17 protein-coding genes and 1 pseudogene are annotated in these 22979 nt (G+C 62.5%); 9 read left to right on the top strand and 9 right to left on the bottom strand.

Features of this window, described 5'->3' with window-relative positions; genetic code table 11:
- Positions 1 to 9 precede the first annotated feature (9 nt).
- Positions 10 to 1746, top strand: coding sequence for an acyl-CoA dehydrogenase family protein (locus AC1Q7F_RS29440; protein WP_492512131.1), 1737 nt, complete (start codon positions 10 to 12; stop codon positions 1744 to 1746).
- A gap of 568 nt (positions 1747 to 2314) precedes the next feature.
- Positions 2315 to 2605 (top strand): annotated as a pseudogene (locus AC1Q7F_RS29435) (IS110 family transposase); the annotation flags it as partial.
- Between the two features lie 291 nt (positions 2606 to 2896).
- On the opposite strand, the gene AC1Q7F_RS29430 reads toward AC1Q7F_RS29435, so the two are convergent.
- On the bottom strand, positions 2897 to 3910 hold the full coding sequence (locus AC1Q7F_RS29430) for an IS110 family RNA-guided transposase (RefSeq protein WP_492512130.1): 1014 nt from the start codon (positions 3908 to 3910) through the stop codon (positions 2897 to 2899).
- Between the two features lie 135 nt (positions 3911 to 4045).
- Complete coding sequence (locus AC1Q7F_RS29425) at positions 4046 to 4939, bottom strand: NAD(P)/FAD-dependent oxidoreductase (RefSeq protein WP_492512129.1); 894 nt, start codon at positions 4937 to 4939, stop codon at positions 4046 to 4048.
- A 106-nt stretch (positions 4940 to 5045) separates the two neighbouring features.
- Here AC1Q7F_RS29425 and AC1Q7F_RS29420 point away from each other — a divergent pair, with 106 nt between their 5' ends.
- Both AC1Q7F_RS29420 and AC1Q7F_RS29415 read left to right on the top strand, forming a co-directional pair.
- Positions 5046 to 5693, top strand: a complete 648-nt coding sequence (locus AC1Q7F_RS29420; protein WP_492512128.1) for a TetR/AcrR family transcriptional regulator — start codon at positions 5046 to 5048, stop codon at positions 5691 to 5693.
- A 198-nt stretch (positions 5694 to 5891) separates the two neighbouring features.
- Positions 5892 to 6641, top strand: coding sequence for a tyrosine-type recombinase/integrase (locus tag AC1Q7F_RS29415; protein WP_492512127.1), 750 nt, complete (start codon positions 5892 to 5894; stop codon positions 6639 to 6641).
- 57 nt (positions 6642 to 6698) lie between these two features.
- Here the strand turns inward: AC1Q7F_RS29415 and AC1Q7F_RS29410 are convergent, their stop codons facing one another.
- The 7 genes from AC1Q7F_RS29410 to AC1Q7F_RS29380 all read right to left on the bottom strand — a co-directional run bounded on the left by AC1Q7F_RS29410 (position 6699) and on the right by AC1Q7F_RS29380 (position 16089).
- Positions 6699 to 7868: a PepSY-associated TM helix domain-containing protein gene (locus AC1Q7F_RS29410; RefSeq protein WP_492512126.1), complete on the bottom strand. Its 1170-nt coding sequence runs from the start codon at positions 7866 to 7868 to the stop codon at positions 6699 to 6701.
- Complete coding sequence (locus AC1Q7F_RS29405) at positions 7822 to 10149, bottom strand: TonB-dependent receptor (protein WP_492512125.1); 2328 nt, start codon at positions 10147 to 10149, stop codon at positions 7822 to 7824. Before AC1Q7F_RS29405 ends, AC1Q7F_RS29410 begins: the two co-directional genes overlap by 47 nt.
- Positions 10150 to 10233: 84 nt before the next feature.
- Positions 10234 to 11202: a FecR family protein gene (locus AC1Q7F_RS29400; RefSeq protein ID WP_492512124.1), complete on the bottom strand. Its 969-nt coding sequence runs from the start codon at positions 11200 to 11202 to the stop codon at positions 10234 to 10236.
- On the bottom strand, positions 11202 to 11705 hold the full coding sequence (locus AC1Q7F_RS29395; RefSeq protein WP_492512123.1) for a sigma-70 family RNA polymerase sigma factor: 504 nt from the start codon (positions 11703 to 11705) through the stop codon (positions 11202 to 11204). The genes AC1Q7F_RS29400 and AC1Q7F_RS29395 overlap by 1 nt, the downstream gene beginning before the upstream one ends.
- 39 nt (positions 11706 to 11744) lie before the next feature.
- On the bottom strand, positions 11745 to 13259 hold the full coding sequence (locus AC1Q7F_RS29390) for a PepSY-associated TM helix domain-containing protein (protein WP_492512122.1): 1515 nt from the start codon (positions 13257 to 13259) through the stop codon (positions 11745 to 11747).
- On the bottom strand, positions 13256 to 13831 hold the full coding sequence (locus AC1Q7F_RS29385) for a hypothetical protein (protein ID WP_492512121.1): 576 nt from the start codon (positions 13829 to 13831) through the stop codon (positions 13256 to 13258). The genes AC1Q7F_RS29390 and AC1Q7F_RS29385 overlap by 4 nt, the downstream gene beginning before the upstream one ends.
- Positions 13828 to 16089: a TonB-dependent receptor gene (locus AC1Q7F_RS29380; RefSeq protein WP_492512120.1), complete on the bottom strand. Its 2262-nt coding sequence runs from the start codon at positions 16087 to 16089 to the stop codon at positions 13828 to 13830. Before AC1Q7F_RS29380 ends, AC1Q7F_RS29385 begins: the two co-directional genes overlap by 4 nt.
- 220 nt (positions 16090 to 16309) lie before the next feature.
- Here AC1Q7F_RS29380 and AC1Q7F_RS29375 point away from each other — a divergent pair, with 220 nt between their 5' ends.
- The 5 genes from AC1Q7F_RS29375 to AC1Q7F_RS29355 are packed head-to-tail and all read left to right on the top strand — an operon-like array spanning position 16310 to position 22972.
- On the top strand, positions 16310 to 18484 hold the full coding sequence (locus tag AC1Q7F_RS29375; RefSeq protein ID WP_492512119.1) for a TonB-dependent siderophore receptor: 2175 nt from the start codon (positions 16310 to 16312) through the stop codon (positions 18482 to 18484).
- A 26-nt stretch (positions 18485 to 18510) separates the two neighbouring features.
- Positions 18511 to 18834, top strand: coding sequence for a hypothetical protein (locus AC1Q7F_RS29370; RefSeq protein WP_492512118.1), 324 nt, complete (start codon positions 18511 to 18513; stop codon positions 18832 to 18834).
- Positions 18831 to 20435, top strand: coding sequence for a PepSY-associated TM helix domain-containing protein (locus AC1Q7F_RS29365; RefSeq protein ID WP_492512117.1), 1605 nt, complete (start codon positions 18831 to 18833; stop codon positions 20433 to 20435). The genes AC1Q7F_RS29370 and AC1Q7F_RS29365 overlap by 4 nt, the downstream gene beginning before the upstream one ends.
- A complete protein-coding gene (locus tag AC1Q7F_RS29360) occupies positions 20432 to 20707 on the top strand; it encodes a DUF3325 domain-containing protein (RefSeq protein ID WP_492512116.1) in 276 nt (91 codons plus the stop codon). The genes AC1Q7F_RS29365 and AC1Q7F_RS29360 overlap by 4 nt, the downstream gene beginning before the upstream one ends.
- A gap of 45 nt (positions 20708 to 20752) precedes the next feature.
- On the top strand, positions 20753 to 22972 hold the full coding sequence (locus AC1Q7F_RS29355) for a TonB-dependent siderophore receptor (RefSeq protein ID WP_492512115.1): 2220 nt from the start codon (positions 20753 to 20755) through the stop codon (positions 22970 to 22972).
- Positions 22973 to 22979: the final 7 nt, after the last annotated feature.

Raw genomic sequence — 22979 nt, 5'->3', positions numbered from 1 at the left:
CGCCCGGATATGACCACCAGTTCGGGAGAGCCGATCATGCGAGCCGCGATACCCAGGGCCGATGGCCCCTTGCTTCTGGCACATGTAGAGGCATCTTTCCGCATCGGCGATGTGCGGGGCCTGGCCCCGCATTTTGCTGAATGCAGCCGGGAATTGGTTGATGCAGTGCTGGCGGAAGCAGCGCGCTTCAGCAATGCGGTGCTGGAACCGCTGAACCGGGATATGGATCGCATCGGAGCTACGCTGATTGACGGACGGGTTCGCACCAGCCCTGGTCATATACAGGCCTGGAAAGCCTTCGTCGAGGCGGGCTGGCCGGCGATGGACCATGGTCTTGAGCATGGCGGGCAGCAGATGCCGCTGGCGCTGTGCATGGCTGTGCAGGAGATTTTCGACCGCAACTGCCCGGCCTTCGGCATGCTGCCAGTGCCCCAGCGTTCCGCTGCCCGCCTGATTGAGGCTTTCGCGGACGCCAATACCAAGGCCCGCTGGTTGCCTGGATTGGCTGCCGGAACGATTGGGGCCACCATCTGCATATCGGAAGCGGGTGCGGGCAGCGACGTGATGCAGTTGCGCACCCGCGCCACACCGATGGAAGACGGCAGTTGGCATATCACGGGTGAAAAATGCTGGATCAGTTTTGGTGACCATGATCTGACCGACACCATCATCCATTGTGTTCTTGCTCGCAGCGATGCCCCAGGTACGGCGACACCGGAGGTCAGCCTTTTTCTGGTGGAAGGCAAGGCATCGCAGCCGGGCGCAGTGCATGTCCGACGGATTGAAGAAAAGCTGGGTCTGCATGGCTCCCCGACCTGCTCTTTGGGTTTCGATGACGCGCGCGGGCAGTTGTTGGGCGTACGTGGGCGCGGCCTCGCGCAGATGTTCGTGATGATCACCCAGATGCGCTTGGCTGTTGGTGCCATGGGATTGGGCATCGCATCTGCGGCGGCTGATATCGCATATGACTATGCCGGGCAGCGTCGGCAGGGCGGGCCGCCGGGCAATCCTAAACCGATCATCAACCACCCTGATGTGCAGCGGCAGTTGCTGGACCTGTTCGCCCGTTCGGAGATGTTGCGGGGTTTGACCCTGAATGCGGCCAACATCGCGGAGATCGCCGCCCGGTCGTCCGTAGAAGCGGATCGGATCGCTGCCTCGGCATTGCTGCAATGGTTTCTGCCGATCATTAAAACCTTTGGGGCGGAGGTGGCGTTCGATAATGCCAGCGGTGCTATCCAGGTGTTGGGCGGGGCGGGCTATACGACCGACTGGCCGATTGAGCAGATGCTGCGCGATGCTCGTGTGCTGACACTGTTTGAAGGGACAACCGGCATTCAGGCGCTGGATCTGGTTCACCGCCGCGTGCGGCGGGACCGGCGTGGGTTGGATGCATTTCTGGCTCGGGCGCGCCTTGATGGCGCTGGAACGCCTCTGATCGCGTCGCTGGATCGGCTTGCGGATGCGGCGCGACATCTGGATGAGGAGAGGCCGGATGACTACATTGATGGCGCTGCGACCGCCTTTCTGCGTCTTGCAACCCTGACGGCCGCCGGTTGGGTCGCATCGCGGTTCCTCTGCCTCCCGGATGATGGCCCCGCCCATCGGCGCATGCGTGCTGCGGCTGGTTATTGGTTGGAAAGGCTTGGCCCTCTCGCCATGCTCGCCCATGCAGAAGTGATGGCCGGTGCCAAACCTTTGATGAGCCTCGCAGAATTCATGTCTGATATCAGAGCCAAACCTTAATGTGATTGACACTTACTGCCCGCGCCCGTGCTGCCAGGCAAGGGCGTGCCGAATCGCGGTAGGGACCCTCATTGCTGAGCGCCCCCTTCACAGATCCGTACGTGCGGCTCTCCCGCATACGGCTGTTACCTTGAGTGTCTGACGGCGAAGCGCTGGTTTGGCCAGGGGTGGATTATCCTGGGCGGGGGGAGGAAGTCGCGTACCAGTTTTGCGATCCGATCCCATGTCAGGCGGGTCCTTTGGCTGCGGTGCCTCTGCGCCCGTTTCCAAAGCTCGGCCACATGGTTTCTGAACGCACCGAGCGCCCGACCGTGATCCCGTCCGTCAAGGTGGTGTAAAACTGGTTGGCGCATGAGGTGGTCAAAGGTCAGGCGGCCTTTGGTGGCAAATTGAGGGTTTGATTGTTTTCGGTCGGGCTGGCGATCTCGGCCATGGCCTCGATCTGCATGTATCGGTTTTGTGCCTGCCATTTGATGGCATGGACCGCCCCACATCTCCATATCTCGGTATCGGGGCAATGACGGTTCCACCAACAGGAGGCGTGCCATGCACCAACAGGAGGCGTGCCATGTCTGTGCAGATGATCGGTCTTGATATCGCCAAGTCGGTTTTCCAGGTTCATGGTGTGAATAGTGTCGGCCAGCCGGTATTGCGCAAGCGGCTGGCCCGAGGGCAGTTGTCGGGGTTCTTTGCCAAGCTGCCCCCTTGTCTTGTCGGCATGGAGGCCTGTTCCAGCGCTCATCATTGGGCGCGGGAACTGACCCGATTGGGCCACGATGTTCGGCTGCTTCCGCCGCAATATGTAAAACCCTACGTCAAACGCAACAAGACGGATGCCGCGGACAATCCCGGCGCGTGTGTGGATGCCCCCGGTTAAGCAAGAGGAAACTTCTGACATCGTATCAGCTGCGAGGAATTCGATCGGTCGTGTGTCAGGCCTCGTGATGTGGCCTGAACGGGCCACGGGCCGGTATGCTGTTCGAGAGGTGGGGTCCACATCGGTTCAGAGAGCTTTGCCGCCCGCGCGCCGGGACTGGTTCTCCCCACCTGAACATTGAAGTCCTTGCCGCCTATACCGTCAGTCGATCTTCCTGCCCGGGCCGCGGGGGCCCGCAACGCAACCCGTCAACCGCGCTGGTCGATTGCCGGATCACGCCGTTCGATAATCCTGTTGCTTGGTGACCATCGCCCAGATGATCCGCGCCATCTTGTTGGCCAGCGCGACGGCGACAACCATGCGGGGCTTGCGCAGCAGCAGGCGGCCAAGCCAACTGTCCGCCGTCGCGCCCCGTCGGCATATCCACCGGATGCGGCTCATGGCACCGACGATCAGCAGCTTGCGAATGTCGTCCTGGCCCATCCTGCTCATCCCGCCGAGCCGGGTCTTGCCGCCGGACGACAACTGCTTCGGCACCAGGCCGAGCCAGGCGGCGAAGTTCCTGCCGTCGGTAAAGGTCCGCAGATCCGGCGCGAAGGCCGCAAGCGCCCCTGCGGTGACCGGCCCGATGCCGGGAATGGTGCACAGACGCCGCAGGAGCGCATCCGTCCGCGATGCCAGATGCAGACGCTGCACCAGTTCATCAATCCTCAGCGTCAGGGCCTTGATCTGATCCAGGTAGAAGCCGGCCATTTCCCGGACGACGACAGGCACTGCACAGCTTTCGTCAGCAATCGCCTGCTCCAGCTGCTTGATGTTGGCCGCTCCGACCGGCGCGACCACGCCGAATTCCGCCAGATGGCCGCGCAGGGCGTTGATCAACTGGGTCCGCTGCCGCACAAAGCATTGGTGCGTGCGAAAGGTGACCGCCCGCGCCTGATGCTCGGCATTCTTCACCGCCACAAAATGCAGGTTTGGTCGACGGGCAGCCTCCGCGATGGCCTCGGCATCCGCCGCGTCATTCTTCTGCCGCTTGACGAACGGCTTCACATAGATCGGTGGGATCAGTCGCACTTCGTGCCCGGCACCCTGGGCGATGCGGCCCCAGTGATGGCTGGTCGAACAAGCCTCCATCGCGACGATGCAGCCAGGCTGCTTTGCCAGAAATTCCATCAGCTTCAGTCGCGACAAAGGCCGATTGAACAGCACCTTGCCGCCAACGTCCGTCCCGCAGACCTGGAAATGCCGCTTGCCCAGGTCGATCGCAAGCAAATATGTCGCCTCCATCATGACCTCCAGTGTGACGCCCGTCGGAAACCTTAACCTGGAAACCAACCATCCCAAGGTGAAGGGGCATCCACACCATCAGTTCACTCCTGCCTGTCGTGAGATTGAAGCTGGCGTGATCAATGCTGCTTGCTCTCAAACCAGCATCGACTGCTGGGCAAAGATACCCGCCATCGCACCCTGCCACATTGCCGTGGTGACCGAAGGGATTCCGGGGTTGGCGAGGTCGCCGGCGGCGTAGATGCCGGGCATGCTGGTTTCGCGGCGCTCGTCAGTCTTGAGGGCGATGCCGGTTGGCGTATTGACCGTGGCGAGGCCCAGTGAGTCATGCAGGCTTGCGGAAGGCTTGGTACGCGGATGCGCGAATAAGATATCGACTGCGACATCGAGGCCGGTATCGAGCTTGATGGTGGCGCCATGGTTCCCGTGGCGGGCGACCCCGATGATCCGACCATCAACGAGAGGTACCTGTCGGGCCGTAAGATCGGCCCTGATCTCGGGTGTGATGTCATGACCATCAGCGAAGACCGTCAAATTGTTGGTCCAATCGTGAAACAGCCTGACCTGGTTCATCGACTGCGGACCCGACCAGACAAGGCCCCAATGCTGGTCGGCAACTTCGAAGCCGTCGCAATAGGGGCACGGGATGATGGTTGTACCCCAGCTCTCGGCAAAGCCCGGTACGTCAAGCATCTGGTCCACAACGCCATAGCTCAGGATCAGGCGGCGCGCGCTAAGGCTTTCGCCATCGCCAGTGAGGACGGAGAAATTGTCGATGGTGCCGGAGATGCTGTCGGCACGGGCATTGAGCAGCCTGATCGCAGGATAGCGGGCCAGTTGCTGCCGCGCCTCGGCCCAAATGTCCGACGGGGGCTTATGATCGTGGCCAAGCACACCGTGGGAGCGGCCCGCGAAGCGATTGCGCCGCAGGCCGGTATCGAGAACGGTGACCTTGCGGCGGGCACGGCCAAGCTGCAGAGCGGCGGCGAGGCCGGCAAAGCTGCCGCCGATGATGATGACGTCATCCATGAGGATGGGCTCCGTGTTGGGGTTGGGCAGGGCCGACTTGCACATTTACGATACCTAGTGGTATTGTAATCAAAGAATTATGATACCGTCAAGGACTGTAATTGTCGTGACCGAGAACAGACAGAGCCGGCGTGGCCGGCCCACCAACGAAGCGCTTGGCCAAACGATCGTCGACACCGCAGGCGAACTTTTTGCGGAACTGGGTTTTCAAGCGACGACCTTGGACAAGGTCGCCCAGCGAGCGAAGATATCCAAGCTCAGCATCTATCGGCACTTCGAGAGCAAGGAGGCGTTGTTTGGCGCGGCGTTTGCAGCCCGCTGCCATCAGTTAATACCGCAGGGCCTTTTTGAAGGCGTCGACGGTTCGGCCGAAGATCAGCTCATGGCGGTGGGATCATCACTGCTTCGCACGCTGCTGCGCTCGGACGTCCGCAATGTCGAAGCCATGGTCATGGCCGACATGACGAGTCAAAAGTCGTTGAGCAAGCTCCATTACGAAGCCGGTCCCGCTCATATCCTGGTCCAAATCGAGGCCCTGTTGCGTCAGTTGCACGCGAAGGCGGTTCTGAACGTGCCCGATCCGCTCCAGTCCGCACGCTTGTTTGCCGCGCTTTTCAAAGGCTCCGATCTCCTGCTGATCGCACGCTTCGATGAGGCGAGAGCGGAGGACGACAACGAGATTGAATCCTATTGCCGGTCGGCCGTCGCCATGTTCATCGCCGCGCACGGTGGCAACACGCACGCGGACGGATAAGCATTTTGTTGCCCCGGACAGCTTGGCCGACACCGTCGTCCAGTCGCTCCGTTATGTAGGTTCCCGATTTCGGCGCCACGGATTTCTGCCCCATCAGACCGTTCTGTCGAGTAGGGCCTCACGCCGGATAAGAGCCGGAACCTCCGTTCACAAAGTCAGCCAACCGTCCCATTTGTTTTGACGACGGACACCCTTGGCGTGTTATCCAAGATGTTCAATCTGGCTGAGGTATGGGGCCTTCGCCCTGACGGCAGCAATCCCTGTCTGCATGTGAAGAAGTTCCCGGAGGAGAAGCGGGAGCGCTTCCTCAGCGCCGACGAGTATGCCGCGCTCGGCCGAACCCTCGCCGAGTTGGAGGCAGCGGGATCGGAACCCTTGTCCGTCATCGCGGCCATCAGGCTGCTGATGCTGACTGGATGTCGGCTTGGCGAAATCATGACCTTAAAGTGGGCCTATATCGACTGGCAAACCAAGGCGTTCAGGCTGCCGGATTCCAAAACGGGGGCCAAAGTCGTCATGTTCGGCGACGCTGTTGCCACCGTCCTGCGCGCCATCCCGAAGCTGCCGGACAATCCCTGGGTCATAACGGGCACAAAGGACGGAGCCAGGCTGACTGACCTGCAACCACCATGGCGACGCATTCGGCGACGGGCGGGGCTGGACGATGTTCGAATTCACGATTTGCGGCACTCCTTTGCCAGCGGCGCGCTGTTCCTGGGCGAAGGGCTGCCGATGATCGGGAAACTGCTGGGCCATACTCAGGTGCAGACCACCGCCCGATATGCCCATCTGGCACTTGATCCGGTCAGGAGCGCAGCGGAGAAGGTGTCCAGCTTCATCGCCAAACAGGCTGCGATTCCCCAAGGCACCAAGTCGGAACGAGGACGTCGGTTCAGGATTGCCAGTCGATGCGCAGTCACCAAATCCGAGTGGCGGGATCGTCGATGACACCTGGGCCTGCGTCGCCAATCACATTGCAGAAAAGATGCGGGAGGCTGCAGCCGCTCAGCGTCGTCGCCACCAAAGCCACAGGCCTGTCAGGCAAAGTCCGGCGGTCAACAATCCGGCCAACAGCACCAGAACCCGGCCCATCATGCCTAACCCCTTGCCTGAGTGTAGCGGATACTGCCAGGCGAAAAACAGATCGCCGGCCCCCTCCCCCCGGTCATGTCGGCGGCCAGCAATGCCGCCATCGACCATCGACACATAGACCCACAGGCGTCCGTAGTCGTCCATATCGCGTTCATCGAACAAGCGGACGCCGTAGACCCCCAGACGATGCAGCAGCACGACGCTGTCGGCCTGCCCTCCCGCCAAGGCCACGGCCTGTTCCACGCTCACCTCCGGTTTGGATACCGAATGGGATGGAAAATGCTCATGTAGACGTTCTGATACCGGAATAAGCAGCCGGGCCGCGTCCCGCGTCTGGTCGTGCCAGATCAGGGTCAAAGAGGTGACGGCCAGTATCAGCGTGACCGGGAACAGCCACAAACCGCCGGCCCGATGCAGGTCGAACAACCATTTCAGGCTGAACCTGCGCCCAGCCACCGCGAAGGATGCCCGCCATTTGGCAAAGGCGGGGAATGAAAGTGCCGCAGCAATGACGTGATCAATGATCCAGAAAAGAGCCATCAGGCCCAGCACCCACGCAACGACCGGCCCCAACATCAGATCCATATGTAGGGCGTAGAGTGTGTCCATCAGATGCCGGCGGTCAAACGACAGGACCTCTGTCTGCCGCCAGCCCAGCACGGACCCATCACGCGGATCCGCGAAAAGCTGTACAGCGACCGCCTCGCCGCCACCGATCTCCGCGGTGCCGATCATGGCGATAGCGTCACCTGCGCGGTTGGGGATATCCAGGAAGCGCGCGGTGAAGCCCGGCGAATGCTGTGACGCCGCCACCAATGCCTGGTCCAAGGCCGACGGACCATCGTGGAAGGACACTGTCCGCCAGTCCGGGTTAAGCCAGCGGTCCAGTTCGTCGTAGAAGGTGATTGCCGATCCGGTCAGTGCCAGCGGCAACAGCCAGAGGACAGCCAGCAGCCCAAACCAGCGATGCAGCCGCCGCGCCAGAGGACGCCATCGCCAGAATGCCGCCCCCGTTTCTCCAACCGCCTTGCCCATCTCAGTAGCGAACGGCAACCGACAGACGAATGTCGCGGCCCGGTTCATAGACCCCAGCGACCCCTTCCCAACCCGCAATGGCATTATAGTCGGCCACGCTGGCATGCGCCCGATACAGCTTGTCGAACAGGTTATAGACGCCGGCTGTCAGGGTCAGGCTGTCATCAGCCAGCGGCTGCCAGCGGGCGAACAGATCGACCACTGTATAGCCGGGCTTGCTGACATATTGCGTTTCGTCGATCCAGCCGATGGAGACACCGCGCTGCAAAACCTCGATATCCTTCAGCGCATCGAACCGTGTCACCGCCACCTCGAACCCCAGATTGGGCGCGGGCGCGTAACCCGCCGTCAGGCTCCAGTTATCGCCGACGGAATTGCCCAGGCCGATATGTTCATAGCCTTCGATCAGGTCGCCATTCAGGCGGGACCGGTAGTGGTTATAGTAGGCGTCGATGGCGAAGGGGCCGTGGCTATATCCGGCCCTCAACTCCATGCCCTTGGCCCGGAACCGCCCCACATTTTCGTAATAGACGGCGTCCTGCGGTGCTGCGCCATTGCCAATCTGATCCAGGATCACATCCTTGATGCGCATGTTGTAATAGGCGACAGAGGCGCGGAACCCATCCAGATCATAAACCAGACCCGTCTCAAAATTCCCGACCTTCTCGGGCTTCAGGGTCGGGGATAGCGAGATGCGGCCCGGACGCTTCTCCAGGGTAAAGGCATCGCCGATCTCCTTCCCACGGAAGGCCTCGGCATAACCCAGATTGGCGGATACCGCGTCGGTGATCTGATAGTTCAGGCCCGCATTCAGGCTGATCCCGTCACTGTCGGTGCCGTTGGCATAGGTCACCTGATCCAGATCATAGGCGTCATAGCGAGCGCCCAGGCTGACCAACAGCGGCTCCGTCACCTGCCAATGATCCTGCACGTAAAGGCCCAGCAATTCCCCCTTTTCCTTGAAACGACCGATAGCGGCATTCCACGCCCAGCCGCCCCAGACCGCCGGATCGCCCAGATATTCGCCGACAACCTGATCATCCCGATATTCACCGCCCACCGTCACCGCATGAGCATCGACGTCAAAACGGGCGCGGATGTCGGCCCCCTGACTGCGGATGTTGCCGCCATAAAGACCCCAGCGGTCATAACGATCCTGAACGAAGCGCGAGCGGGTCCAGTATCCGGTCGCCTCAAGGTCAACCAGATCAAACTCCCCCTGATAGTTGAGGACCGCCGTCTGCCGCTTGCCCTCTGCCGGGAACAGACGCGCCCCCTCCAGCACGGGCCAGTTCGGGCGCTGACCAAAGGATGCCTTTTCATTTCGCTGTTCAAAGCTGGCGGTCAGATGATGATCGTCTGCCACCTGCCCGCCGAGCTTCACGAAGCCAAGTTCCTGTTCGGCCGACGTACCGCGCAGGCGCTTACCGGCACCATCCTTCATATCGTCACGATCGACCCGCACATAGGAACCGACAAACCCGATGTCGTCGGCCAGACGACCGTACAGCGTGCCACTCAGCTTGTAGGCATCATTGCTGAACCAGCCCGCCTTGGCGATACCGCCCATATTGCGGTCAGCCGCCAACAAGTCATCAGCATCCTTGGTACGGAAGCGGATGGCACCACCGATGGCTCCAAAGCCCGCGGTCGCTTCGCCAGCCCCCGCCTGCACCTCGACGCTTCTCAGCAATTCGGGCTCAATGGAAACCCGGCCGACATGGTGGAACAGCGTCCCATGCTGGGGCGCGCCATCGACGGTGACGTTCAGCAGACTGTCCTCCAGCCCGCGCACATAGATCTTCTGGGCGATGCCTACCGATCCGCCCACCGATACCGACGGCACCTGCCGGAACAGGTCTGACAGGTCGGACGCCTGCCGCATCTCGATCTCTTTTTGGTCAATGGCAACGTCGGTCAGTACGCCGACCACCACGATCTCCGGCAGGTCATCAGTCGCCGCATCCTGTACCCGCCCGGCGGGCCGGGCGGATGCGGGCAAGGGCGACAGGTTGCACGTTCCACCCACCCCCGCCTGGGCCCGCAGGCCAGTACCGGCTAGCAGCCGTTCCAGGGCCACCGCAGGCGTGAAGCGCCCGGACAGACCGGACGTCTGCTTTCCGCGCACCAGATCGGGGTCAACGGTGATGATCATCCCCGCCTGCTGTCCCAGCCGCGCCACGGCAGCACCCAGGGGGCCGGCGGGAATGTCAAAACCCTGCTCCGAGGCTGTCTGTGCGTTGGCCGGTTGCATCGTCGCAATGCCCGCCCCGGACAGCAGCGCCACGGTGGCGGCCATCTGGCCCATCTTCTTCCAATCGCAAACCATCATCCCAATCCTTGGTAAGAATGTCTTTCCGCCATGGAGGACGGGCGAGTTTGCGAAACGGGACAGGCTGTCGTCGAAATATTTTCAGCGGCTGGCGGAAAGCAGCAGGTTGCCCTGACTGTCGCGTGTCAACCGCAGGCCGGTGGCCGCCGCCAGGGCCTGTGCCGCACGGTCGGTATCGTCAAGAGGAAAGCTGCCGGTCACACGCCGATCGGTCAAATGACTGGCATCACACCGGATCGGTCGCTCCCGCTGCCGGTTCAATTCGGCCAGCAGATCCGCCACCGGCATATCATCCGCCTCCAGCCAGCCGCGCGTCCAGGCCGTGGCCGCGCGCGGATCAACATCGGACAGCGGCGTCACACCCGCCTGGGTGATCATCGCCCGTTGGCCTGCCATCAGTTGCCGACAATCCGCCGGGTTGGCCTGTGCGCAGACACGCACGCGGGACTCCACTACCGTAACAAGAGTGCGCCCACCCTCTTTACGCACAATGAACGCTGTGCCCAGGGCCGTTGCCGTGCCGTCCACCGTCGCCACGGTGAAGGGGCGGGCGGCATCAGGTGACACTGTGGTTTGAACCTGTCCCCGGAACAGCGTGACCCGGCGCTCCGCCGAAGCCATATCGACATCGGCGGCACTTCCCCCATCAAGGGTAAGGGCAGAGCCGTCGGAAAGGACCAGCGACCGCCGTTCCCCACGTCCGGTCTGATGATCGGGGAAAAGCGGTGCCAACCAGGGGGAAGCCGAAAGCCAGCCTGCCCCCACCAGCATAAGCAGCAGACCCAGCGCCACCATGGCCGGGCGTCGCCTCGAAAGCGACCGGCCTTTGGCAGCCATGCCCAATGCCGCGCGCTCCGCCCCGTCAAGCCGGTCGAAACGGCCCGCCAGCCCCCGCATCCGCTCCAGCGCCAAACGGTGACGCGGATCCTCGCCGCACCAGCGCTCACACGCCTCCTGTACCCGATGACTGACGCCTTCGTCGTCAAGCAATGCCGCCCAATGGGCAGCACGCGCCACGATCTCTGGCGTCGGGGTAGTTGCCGCCCGCATCAGGCTTCCCCATAGGCCAGGATGTAGCATCGGGAATAGGCGGCTGCGATATGGCGCTTCACCGTCCGATCCGATACCCCCAGGGTCGACGCGATCTCTGCATGCGCCAACCCATCCATTCGCCGCAGCAGGAAAGCCTGCCGCACCAGATGCGGCAAGCCTTCCAGCAGCCGCAGTATGCCGTCCAGAAGTTGCACCGCTTCGGCAATGCGCTCTGGCGTCAGGTGGTCGGCGCTGCCATATCGGTCAGCAACGATATCCAGATAAGCACGCTCCACCTCCCGCGCGCGGATATCGTCAATCAGCAGACGACGGGCGACGGTGGCCAGGTAACGCTTGGCATCCTCCGGCGGTACGGGCCGTTTCTCCAACAGCCGACAAAAAGTGTCATGCGCCAGATCGGCCGCCCGCTGCGGACAATGCGTGTACCGGCGCAGCCAGTCGCGCAACCATCCGCAATGGGTCGCATATAGCCCCCCGATATCCGCGACGGCGTCGCCCACTTTATCCCCCAGCAGAACGATAAGATGCACAGACCTCAGTTAGCTGGGTTGCGACTGATTATCAACAACAGTTCGGCCGAACCGGATACTGGCAAGAAGCAGGACCGCCATCACCAGCAGTACCGCATTGACGGCCCAGCCCATCGGGTCGGCGCCCGGCCCCATCCGTAATAGTGCATGCAGCAACGCCAGCGCTGCAAGCAGCAGCCCCGACAGCAACCGCCCCCAACGCGACAGCACATCGACGCTCAGGAAGGCCGCCGCGGCCAATACCGCCAAGGTCAAAACGCCCCATACGGCCAGAGCCATCTGTTGCGTCGCCTCCGGCACCGCCAGAACAATGATCGCTGCACCGGTTAGCGCCAGCGGCTGACCCCAGACGGTGGCCGTCCAGACCCGTTCCCATCCCGGTGCCGGTCGTCCTTTGTCACGCCGCCGCGCCAGCCAGATGGTCACCCCGTTCATGGCCATATAAGTCAGCCCCAGACCCAGCACGCCATAGGCGATCTTCACCAGCCCGCCACCGAACCAGCCGAAATGCAGGGTACCCAGGGAGCCGATGATCCCTTCCCCCACATTTGCCTGATCGGCGCGTTGGCTGAAATACAGCTTGCCGTCACGGTCGAACGTATAGGCGTCGGTGTGAGCCAGACGTTGTGACCCGTCATCGACATTGAACAGGGCGGCCCCGCCCATTTCCGTCGGGTGTTCAAGGAAGATATACTCAATCCGCCCGTTCGTGTGCCGCGCCAGTTCCGCAAACATCGGCACAAGGTCAAGCAGCGGGGCCGGACGCGGGTCGTCCGCCGGGTGCGGCGGCACGAACAGGGCATAGACCTTTTCCGTGTCCCCTTGGAAAACCGCAAGGCCCAGCACACCGACGATCAGCGTCGTCAGCCCCAGCAATGCCCCTGTCAATGACACGGTGAAATGGAAGGGCAGCGCCCAAACCCCGATCCGGTTATGCAGGTCGGCCTCCTGCAACCGCCGCGACCCGCCAAAGCGCAGATGGAAGGCGTCGCGGAAGATACGCGGATGCGCCAGCAGGCCGGAGATCAATGAGGATAGCAGGGCGACCCCCGTCAATCCGACCAGGAACATGCCGCAACTGCGCGGAAGATGCAGATGGATATGCAGGGCCGTCAGGAACTCCGTCCACGGGCTTGCGGCCCCTTCCGTCAAAGTACCATCGGCATCAGCGATCCAGTGGCGGGTGGTGCCGGCAACATCGGTCGTCACCTTCAACCAGGGCAGGTCGTCGCCGGGCAGCGTGATATAGACATGCTCCACCCCCTTCCCTGTGGCCGCAACCGCCGCTGCCATTGCCTTCTGTACCGTCTCCGGCGAGACAGCATCCACGCGTGGCATGCCCGCACTTTCCCAGCGCTGCAGCTCATGGGCAAAGACGGCGATGCTGCCGGTCAAGCAGACAACATAGAGGATGGCGGCGAAGGCCAGGCCCAGCCCGCTATGTCCCTTCAGGACGGCAACCACGAAGCCGGGCGGCAGGAGGGGGCGGCGCTTGCGATTGGCACTATTGGGAAGGTCCGTCATGCGAAGCCCTTCAGGATGGAAGCGGTGAAGCCGACCAGCGCCGTGCCCAGCAGCACGGCGGTAGCCCGGATGATGCGATTGTCGGCGAGCGTCCAGGCCATGGCCCCGCCCCAGACGACGGGCACCAGCAGCCCGCCCACGACCAGCCGCGTCTGCGCCTCGCCCGGCACCCACACGGCATAGGCAATGCCGATAGCCAGGGCCGCCACCATGCCAATGGGACCGGCCAGCGACCAGCGCAGGATGGTGCGCCAGGTCGTGCCAGGTCGTTCCAGCGGTTCAGGTGCCAGGCTTTCACGTCCCGCCCTTCCGGCACGGGCCTTGCGCACCTGCAGGCCCAACGCGACTAGATACAGGGCTGCCACAGGCACCAGTGACAGGGCGATGAAGGGTCCGCGAGCCGGACCCAGCATCCAGGCCGGCGCAATAAGACTGACCAGGATCAGCGTCCAACCGAACAGCAGCCAGGGCCACCGTCCCTGACCACCGCCCAGACGCCAAGACTGGCGCAAGGCCCAAACCCCGCCCAGCCCAGCCGCCAGGATCAGCGCGAATGGCAGTTGGTCGCTCACAGCCGCCCCTCCAGCATCACGCCGATCACCCGTGGCGCCCCAAGCAAGGCCTGCTGTGTCGCGGCATACTCGTACTGCTTATACTTCTCATCGAACAGGTTGTTGGCGAAGACGGAGATGGTCCAATCCTCATAGGTGTAGGCCAGCTTCGTATTCACCAGCGTCCGGGCCTCAAGCCGCATATTCTCCTGCGGACGCGAGACGTCGCCGAAGACCTTGGTGCGGTGGCTGCCATTCACGTTCAGGGCGAAACCGTCACCGAAGCGGACATTCACCCCGGCCGCCAGCGTCCAGCGCGGCGCATAGGGGAATTCCAGGCCGGACAGGTCCGTGGCCGAGCCGACATTGGTCTGGAATTCATCGAACTTCGTCCTGGTATGGCCCAGCGAGGCGTACCAGTCGACATCGCCGGTGATCCGGTGGCTCAATTCCACCTCGCCGCCATAGACATGGGAGCGGCCGGCATTGACCGTATGATAATCATAGAGGTTAAGGCCGAAATTGACCGTCGTCTGCTGATCCTTCCAGTCGATGTAATAGGCATTGGCATTCAGGGTCAGGCGCCCGTCCAGCCATTGTGAGCGCAGGGACAGTTCATAGTTCCAGGTGAATTCCGGATCATAGGCAAAGGCCAGCGAACGCGCCGTGTTGGCCGTTGTGCCGCCGGATCGGTAGCCACGCTGGACCAGGAAGGTCGTGGACAGGTCCGGCGTCCAGGCCCATTCGGCCCCCAGCTTGGGCAGCCAAGCGTTGAAATTGCGCGTGGAGCGCGGTGTCGCGCCCGACGCCTGATCCACCAGCCCCTGCACACCGGCATTGATGGCGGTGATCAGCGGGGCATAGGGGCCAAAGGCGGCGGGGTTGGGATAGGTGCCCGCAAAGCTGGCCGTCTGCGTCACCGTGACCGTATTGCGCTCATGATCATAACGCAGGCCACCCAGCAGCGAGAGTTGATCGGTCAATTCCACCCGCCCATCGGTGAAGAGAGCCATTGTCTCCACCTTCATCGGCATGTCGGCAGCGTACTGCACCGTAATGTTGGGGAGGGCGGTTGCGTAAAGCGAGGCGATCTGTCCCGCCGTGGCAGCATCGAACCCAGCTGCCTGCAACAGCAGCGAGACCTGATTGACGGGGGTCGGCACCAATGTCCGGCTTTCGGAATTGGTCTGCTGGTCGCGATGGTAATAATAGGCACCCACCAGCCCCTTCAACCAATCCGCATCATGATGCAGCCGCAGTTCCTGTGAGAAGGTCTTGTACTGCGCCGGATTGATGCCATAGCTCACAGGTTGGGTAGTATTGTCGCCATCATAGGTCCGATGATGGTCGACATCGCTGTAATTGCTGACAGCACTGAGCGACGTGCGGTCAGCGATCGCGTAGTCCAGCTCCAGATTGACGATATCGGCGCGCGTATCGCTGCTGTTGGGATAATCACCATAGGCGACACGGTCGTCATAAAAGTCTGGCGCCGCCGTGCTGGCATAGGTGAAGGTGTACCCGGCCTCCTTCTTGAAATGCGTAAAGCCCAGCCGCGCCTCCAGTTCGGGCAGCGCCTGTGGCGTCCAGAGAAGTTTGGTCCGCACAAGGGTGCTGTCCAACGGCTCCTCCGGCGTGTCGCGCGTGACATTATGGATGAAATTGTCGCTGTCGCGCTTCTCCGCCGCGACCCGGAAAGCCAATTCATCGGCAACCAGCGGCCCGCCACCGGCCAGGGCGAAGCTGGTCGTGTCGCCGCTCGACCGGATGGCGCGGCCCTTCAGGTCCCAATGGAAGGTCGGATCCTGTGTGCGCAGCACGATGGCCCCGGCCAGTGCGTTCAAGCCCTGCAGCGTCGATTGCGGACCCCTGAAAATCTCCACCTGGCCCAAGTCCCAGGTGTCGGTGGGACCGGACGCGATGATCCCATCGGGCAAGGCTGCCCCGTCCAGATAGATGGTGGCCAACGGCGCGTCTCCACCGGCCGACACGCCGCGATTGGCGATGCCACGGATGGTGAAGCCCGAGACACCATACGTCTCCGCCATATTGGCGGTGCGCTGGATGATCTCCTGCAAAGACTGAATATTCTCGTCCTCAAGGCGCTGATCGGTCGTCACGGCGACCGAAGAGGCCGTATCCTGAAGCGACCGCGCCACCTTCTCCCCGGTCACGATGATCTCGGTTTCCATCGTGGCGGCGACAGGCTGTGCGACAGCAGCGTTTGACAGCGCCAGCAAGGCGACAGTGCTGGCACAAACAACATTCGATCTGGACATAATTACCCCTCCCCCACGGGTCGCCCTTGTGGTACCCATTTATTTTAATAAGAGTCAATCGCATTCGCATATGCTGTTTTACGGGCATTCAGTAGCGAAAGCGGCACAAACACCCATGCAACAAATGCAGCACACATATGCGGTTAAGAGTCATTCGCATTCTGCGCCCACACCAGTAAACAAGATGCGAATAGCTCTTAATTCGGTTTGGAGCCCTATCATGTCTGTTGTCCGGCCCTCCTCCGTAGCGGCACCGCGCGTGCTGCTTCTGTCCTTGCTGCTGGGCAGCGTCTCTGCCCCGACCCTGGCCGATACCGCGTCGGGCGATGCGCAGCAGGTGGCGGAGGCCATCAACAGGGATCAGATCGTGGTGGTGGGAGAGCGCGCAAGGCGGGCCAGTGGCGGGACCAAGACCGACACCCCGCTGGCCATCACCCCGCAATCCATCGCTGTCATCACTGACGAACAGATGCGAGAACGGGGGGCCCTGTCGATCCAGGATGTGCTGCTATACAGCGCCGGGGTGCGGTCCGACGCCTATGGCAATGACAGCCGCGTCGACAGCTATCTGGTCCGCGGCACCCGCCCGCTGCAATATCTGGACGGGATGCGCACATCTTATGACAGCTATAATGTCGCCCGCGCCGACACCTACATGCTGCAACGGGTGGAGGTCGTGAAGGGACCAGCCTCGGTCCTCTACGGTCAGGGCAGCGTCGGCGGTGTGGTCAACCTGACCAGCAAGCGCCCGGATTTCACCGCCTCGAACGAGGTTATCCTGTCCTATGGCAGCTATAACCGCAAACAGGTGCAGTTCGATCTGACCGGCCCGCTGGACGAGAAAGAGACCCTCGCCTTCCGTGTAACCGGGCTGGCGCGCAAGGGCGATACCCAGGTTGATCACGTTGATGACGACCGTTGGTTCATTGCCCCGCAACTGACCTGGCGTCCGACCGAGAAAACCGAGGCCACGATCCAGCTTTACCACCAGAAGGATGATACCGGCCTGACCACCCAGTTCTTTCCCTGGTCCGGGACGCTGTATGACAATCCCAATGGCCAGATCGGCTTTTCCACCTTCATCGGGGAACCCGACTATGACCAGTTGAAGACCGAGCAGACCAATGTCTCCGCCTTCCTGGCGCAGCAGGTCACCGACTGGCTGCAGGCACGGCAGAATTTCCGCGCTGCCTGGAGCGAGGTCACCTATCAGACCATCTATTCCAACTCTTTCAGCAATCCGCTGAAGCCGTTCCTGTCGGCGGGCCAGGCCGGCTATACCGGCGCACAGCGCAATGTCGGGCGCTATCTGACAGGGTCCTATCCCGATGTCCGCATCCTGTCGTCCGACACCCAGCTTCAGGGGAATTTCGCCACGGGCAGCATCAGCCATACCCTGCTGGCCGGTATGGATTGGCAGGAATACCGGCAGGAGCTGGACCAGATCACCACGCGCCTGACCACGCCCATCGACCTTTTCAACCCCGTCTATACGAGTGGCTTCACTGCCCCTGCACGCGCCAAGGGCAATACCTCCGAACAGAAACAGATCGGCTTCTACCTTCAAGATCAGATCAAATGGCAGGGCTGGAACCTTCTGCTGGGTCTGCGTCATGACAATGCTCGGTCTTCGACCCTGACCCCGGCGGGGGTGGAGACCAAGAAGAAGGACAGCGCCACCTCCTACCGAGCTGGCCTGCTATACGAAGTCGAAGGCGGCTTCGCCCCCTATGTCAGCTATTCAGAAAGCTTCCTGCCCGTGGCCGGAACCAATCTGGCCGGGGAGCCGTTTGATCCGCAGATCGGCAAACAATGGGAGGCCGGGGTCAAATGGCAGCCGATGCAGGATATCCTGCTCACCAGCGCCATCTTCGACCTTCGCGACACCAACCGCGTCACCACCAGCCCCACCAACCCGCTGGACCGTGTACAGACAGGTGAAATCAAGGCTCAGGGCTTTGAATTCGAGGCGCAGGCAGCCTTCCTGGAGCTGTACACGATCAGCGCCAGCTATACCTACACCGACGCCAAAACATCCAAGAGCAATGTGGCGACGGAGATCGGCAAGCCGGCCAGTTCCACCCCGCGCCATATGGCGTCAGCCTTCGTAACCCGTACCTTCCCGCTGGAGAACGGTGCTGAGGTGAAGCTGGGCGGCGGTGTGCGCTATGTCGGCAGCCAGACCGATCAAAACAGTGCAAGAACCATCATCATCAATACGCCAGCCAACACCTTGGCCGACCTGATGCTGTCCTATAATCAGGATGCTTGGCGGCTCAGCCTCAATGTCAACAATCTGACAGACGAGAAATACATTTCCACCTGCCTTGCTCGTGGCGATTGTTTCCTGGGTGCCCGCCGATCGGTGGTGGGCAGCGTCGGTTATCGCTTCTGACCGCCGGACAGCAGACAGGTAACCCGATGACCCAAAGCAGCAAGGCCAACCGCACCAATAGCACCAGAGCACGTCCCGTCTGGGACGTGCCGTTGCGAATCCTGACGGCGTCGGTGGGCGGCTATGCCCTGACGGCGGCGGCCACGGCGCTGCTGGCCCGGATGCTGCCCGGTTCGCCGCTGGAGACCGCCATGGCGGCCACGACCCTGTCCTTCGCCCTGTTCGCGGGTGCCGTGGTCTGGACCTTCGGCGCTAGCCGGGCACTGTTGGTGACAGGGTGGATATGGGGGCTGGCACTGCTGACAGGCGGGCTGGCCTGGCTTTCCATGCAAGCGGGATGGCCGGCATGAAGGGTTTCCGCCAGACGCAATCGGCCCTGCATACCTGGACCGGCCCGCTGGTCGGCTGGGTGCTGTTCTTGATCTTCATCGCCGGCACCGCCAGTTTCTGGCGCGAGGAAATCAGCCGCTGGATGCGGCCGGAACTGTCCGTGACATCGGAAATGCGCACGCCTGAGGATGAACGGCGGATGGTAGAGGGTGCCTTGGCCGCATTGGCCGCCCGCGCGCCCAATGCCACCAGTTGGTCGATCACCCTGCCGGGTTCGCGTGGCGTGGGCGTCCAGGGGGTGTGGACCGAACGCTTGCCCCCCGGTGAACCACGCCGTCCATTCCGCTGGCCCGACGCCACCAACAGCCTGTGGGTGGATGGTGACGGTCAGCCCGTGGCCGTGCGGGAAACGCGCGGTGGCGATTTGTGGTACCGCCTGCATTTCGACCTGCATTACATGCCGGTGATCTGGGCGCGCTGGTTCGTGGGCTTCTGTTCGATGTTCATGCTGATCGCCATCGTCACCGGCATCATCACGCACAAGAAGATATTCCGGGAATTTTTCACCTTCAGGCCCGGCAAGGGGCAGCGCAGCTGGCTGGACGGGCATAATGCCACCGCCGTGCTGGCCCTGCCCTTCCATCTGATGATCACCTATACCGGGCTGGTCACGCTGATGGCGCTGTATATGCCCTGGGGCATGCTGGCCAATTTCGATGACCGCAACGCCGCGTTCGCCGCCACCCAGCCCAACGTGCCGCCCGCCACATACGCCGCCACGTCGGCACCAATGGCACCGATGGGCGTGATGCTGGAAAAGGCGCGTCAGGTGTGGGGTGGCGTCGGCCCCGGCAGCATCCGCATCGCCAATCCCGGCGATGCGTCCGCCCGCGTGACCATGGGCCGCGACCTGCACCATTCCATCCTGGATGATGGCGAACCGCTGGTGTTCGACGGGGTGAGCGGCACGCTGCTGGGCCAGGCACCGGCCAGCGGTGCCGGCACGGCCACGCGTGATGCCATGGTCGGCATCCATGCCGGCCGCTTCTCCCCCATCACGGTCCGCTGGCTCTACTTCCTGTCCGGACTGTCGGGCACGGTGATGGTCGGCACCGGGCTGGTGATGTGGACTGCCAAGCGACGGGAAAAGCTGCCCGATCCGGCTCGTCCGCATATCGGCTTCCGGCTGGTGGAACGGCTGAATGTCGGCACGGTGGCGGGATTGCCGTTGGGCATGGTCACCATGCTGTGGGCCAACCGGCTGCTGCCCGTGGACATGGAGGGGCGCTGGCATGGGGAGGTGAACGCCATGTTCATCGCCTGGGGCCTCGCCCTGGCCTATGCCTTTCTCCGCCCCCCAAAGCGCGGCTGGGTGGAACAGTTCGGCCTGACCGGGGCAGCGCTTGTGGCCCTGCCGATCTTTGACCAGCTATCCGGCCAGGGAATGTGGCAGCACCTAGCCCATGGTGACGCCACCCGCTTCTGGACCGACATCACCTTCATGGCTCTGGGTCTGTCGCTGGCGGCCATCGCCGTGAAGGTCCATCGTCACAAACCGCGCGTGGCCCCCGCCAAGGGCCGTGCCCCAAGGGAGGCGGCATTGGCCGTGGCCGGGGAATGAGCCTGATATCCTGGTTGCTGGCCCTGGCCGGCTTTGCCTGTCTAGCGCTGGCCATGGAAGACCATCACCATTGGCTGGTGGGCCGCCGCCCCTCCAGACGGGGGGCCTTCACCCTGCGCCTGCTGGGCTGGTCGCTGCTGGCGCTGTCCTGGGGGTCCGCCGCCGCGTCCTGGGGGCCAGCACTGGGCAGCATCGCCTGGTGCGGATTGTTGAGCGTCGCCGCAGGCCCTCTGGTGCTGACCCGCACCTACGTAACTCCAAGGCGGCGCTGAGCCGTGCCTGACCGCCGTTTCTTTACGAAATTCGAAGGAAACCCAATGTCCCGTCCTCATTCAGGCCGCCCGTGCGTGCGGGCCGGTACCGCCCTCACCTTGTCGCTGGCATTGCTGGCAGGTCCGACGCTGGCCCAGACGGCGACGGAGGGGAACGAGCAGTTGCTGGACGAGATCCTGGTGCTGCATCGGACCGAGGGCTATCACGCGCGCGCCGCCAACACGGCCACCAAGCTGCCGCTCTCTCTGCGCGAAACGCCGCAATCGGTCACGGTGATGACCCGGGAGCGCATCGAGGATTACAACCTGATCACCGTCGCCGACGTGCTGGAACAGACACCGGGCATCACGGTGCAATCCTATGACAGCAATCGCACCCGCTTCCTGGCGCGTGGTTTCCCCATCACCAATTTCCAGTTCGACGGCGTGCCAACCGTGTTCCAGACCGGGGCTGCCGCCAACTCGGTGATGAGCGACACTTCAATCTATGAGCGGGTGGAGATCGTGCGTGGTGCCACGGGTCTGGTGACCGGTACCGGCGACCCATCCGCCACCATCAACATGGTGCGCAAGCGGCCGCAGGAGACCGTCAAGGCCAGCACCAGCCTGACCTATGGCAGCTGGAACTATAAGCGGGCCGAGGCCGATATCGGCGGGCCGCTGCTGGCGAATGGCCGCATCCGCGCCCGCCTGGTTGGTGCCTATACCGACCGGGAAAGCCATGTCCGCTTCCAGCGCGACAAGTCGCCCAGCCTGTATGGCGTGATCGAGGGGGACATCACGGAGACCACCCGCCTGCGCGTGGGCGTGGATTATCTACGCACCGACAGCCAGGGCGGCTCCTGGGGCGCCTCACCGCTATTCTACAGCGATGGTACCCGCATCCGCACCGACCGTTCCTATAGTGCCGCATCCAAGTGGAGCCGGTGGCAGCGCGACAATATCAACCTGTCCAGCTCGCTGGAACAGTCGATCGGGGACTGGGTGGCGCGCCTTGCCTATAACAAGCGCTGGACCGACACGGAAAGCCTGCTCTATGTCGGCTCCAACTCCGGTGCCACCAGCTTCATCAACAAGGCCACCGGCCTGGGTCTGGGCCGGTCGGACACCTATGGCGTGGGCGAGACGCGGGAGGATTCGCTGGATGCCTATGCGTCCGGGCCCGTTGAGCTGTTCGGGCGCAGCCATGAACTGGTGTTCGGTGCAAACTATTATGACCGTGATTTCGCGTCGATGCATGCCAGCATCATCAGCCGGCCCTATGGCACGACCTTCCCCAGCATTTACACCTGGACGGGCGATATCGGCATGCCCACGGTGCAGAATCTGGGCATTCCCCGCACCCTGGAACATTCCACGGAAAGCGGCGTCTATGGCGCCATCCGGCTGAACCCGATGGACGGGGTCAAGGTCATCGCCGGTGTGCGCTATTCGGATTTCGAGACGGAAACGGAGAATTTCTCCACCGCCGGCGTGCGGACATCGATCAGTGCCGTCAATGCCGACACCAAGCTCAGCCCCTATCTGGGTGCCGTGGTCGATTTGACCGAAGAAATCTCTGCCTTCGTGTCCTATTCCCAGGTGTTCCGGCCGCAGAGCCAGCGTGACCGGGACAATCAGCAACTGGCGCCCCTGACCGGCGCCAATTACGAGGCTGGATTCAAGGGCGAGTTCTTTGACAAGCGGCTCTATGGCTCGCTGAACGGCTTTCATATGCAGCAGGACAATGTGGCGGAACTGGACCCGACCGCCACCCCAGGCATGCTGCCCGACGGGGCCGACGCCTATCGCGCTGTCAAGGGTGTCGAAACATGGGGAGCGGAGGCCGAGGTCTCGGGGTCGATCACACCAGAATGGCGCCTGACCGGCGGCTATACCTATGCCCGCAGTGAGGACCAGACGGGCGCGCGGACCTTCACCGTCAGCCCAGCCCATATGCTGCGCCTGTTCAGCAACTACAGACTGGGCGATTACAGCTTTGGCGGCGGCGTTACCTGGCAGAGCGAGATTTACCAGAATCAGGCCATCCCCACGGGCCGCTTCAACGCCAATGGCACACCGATCACGGCCCAGGGCCGGGTCACCCAAGGGGCCTATTTCCTGGCTGACCTGATGGCGCGCTATCAGGTCAGCGAGCAGGTCAGCGTTGGCGTCAACGCCACCAATATCTTTGACAGGAAGTATTATCGCAATGTCGGCTATTTCAATGCCGGCCTCTGGGGACAACCGCGCCGTGTATTGGTCAATTTAAGGGTATCGATGTAGGGATGAT

The organism is Niveispirillum sp. GW835-FHT14G11 (assembly GCF_058793615.1).
This window is presented reverse-complemented; position numbering and strand designations above follow the sequence as displayed.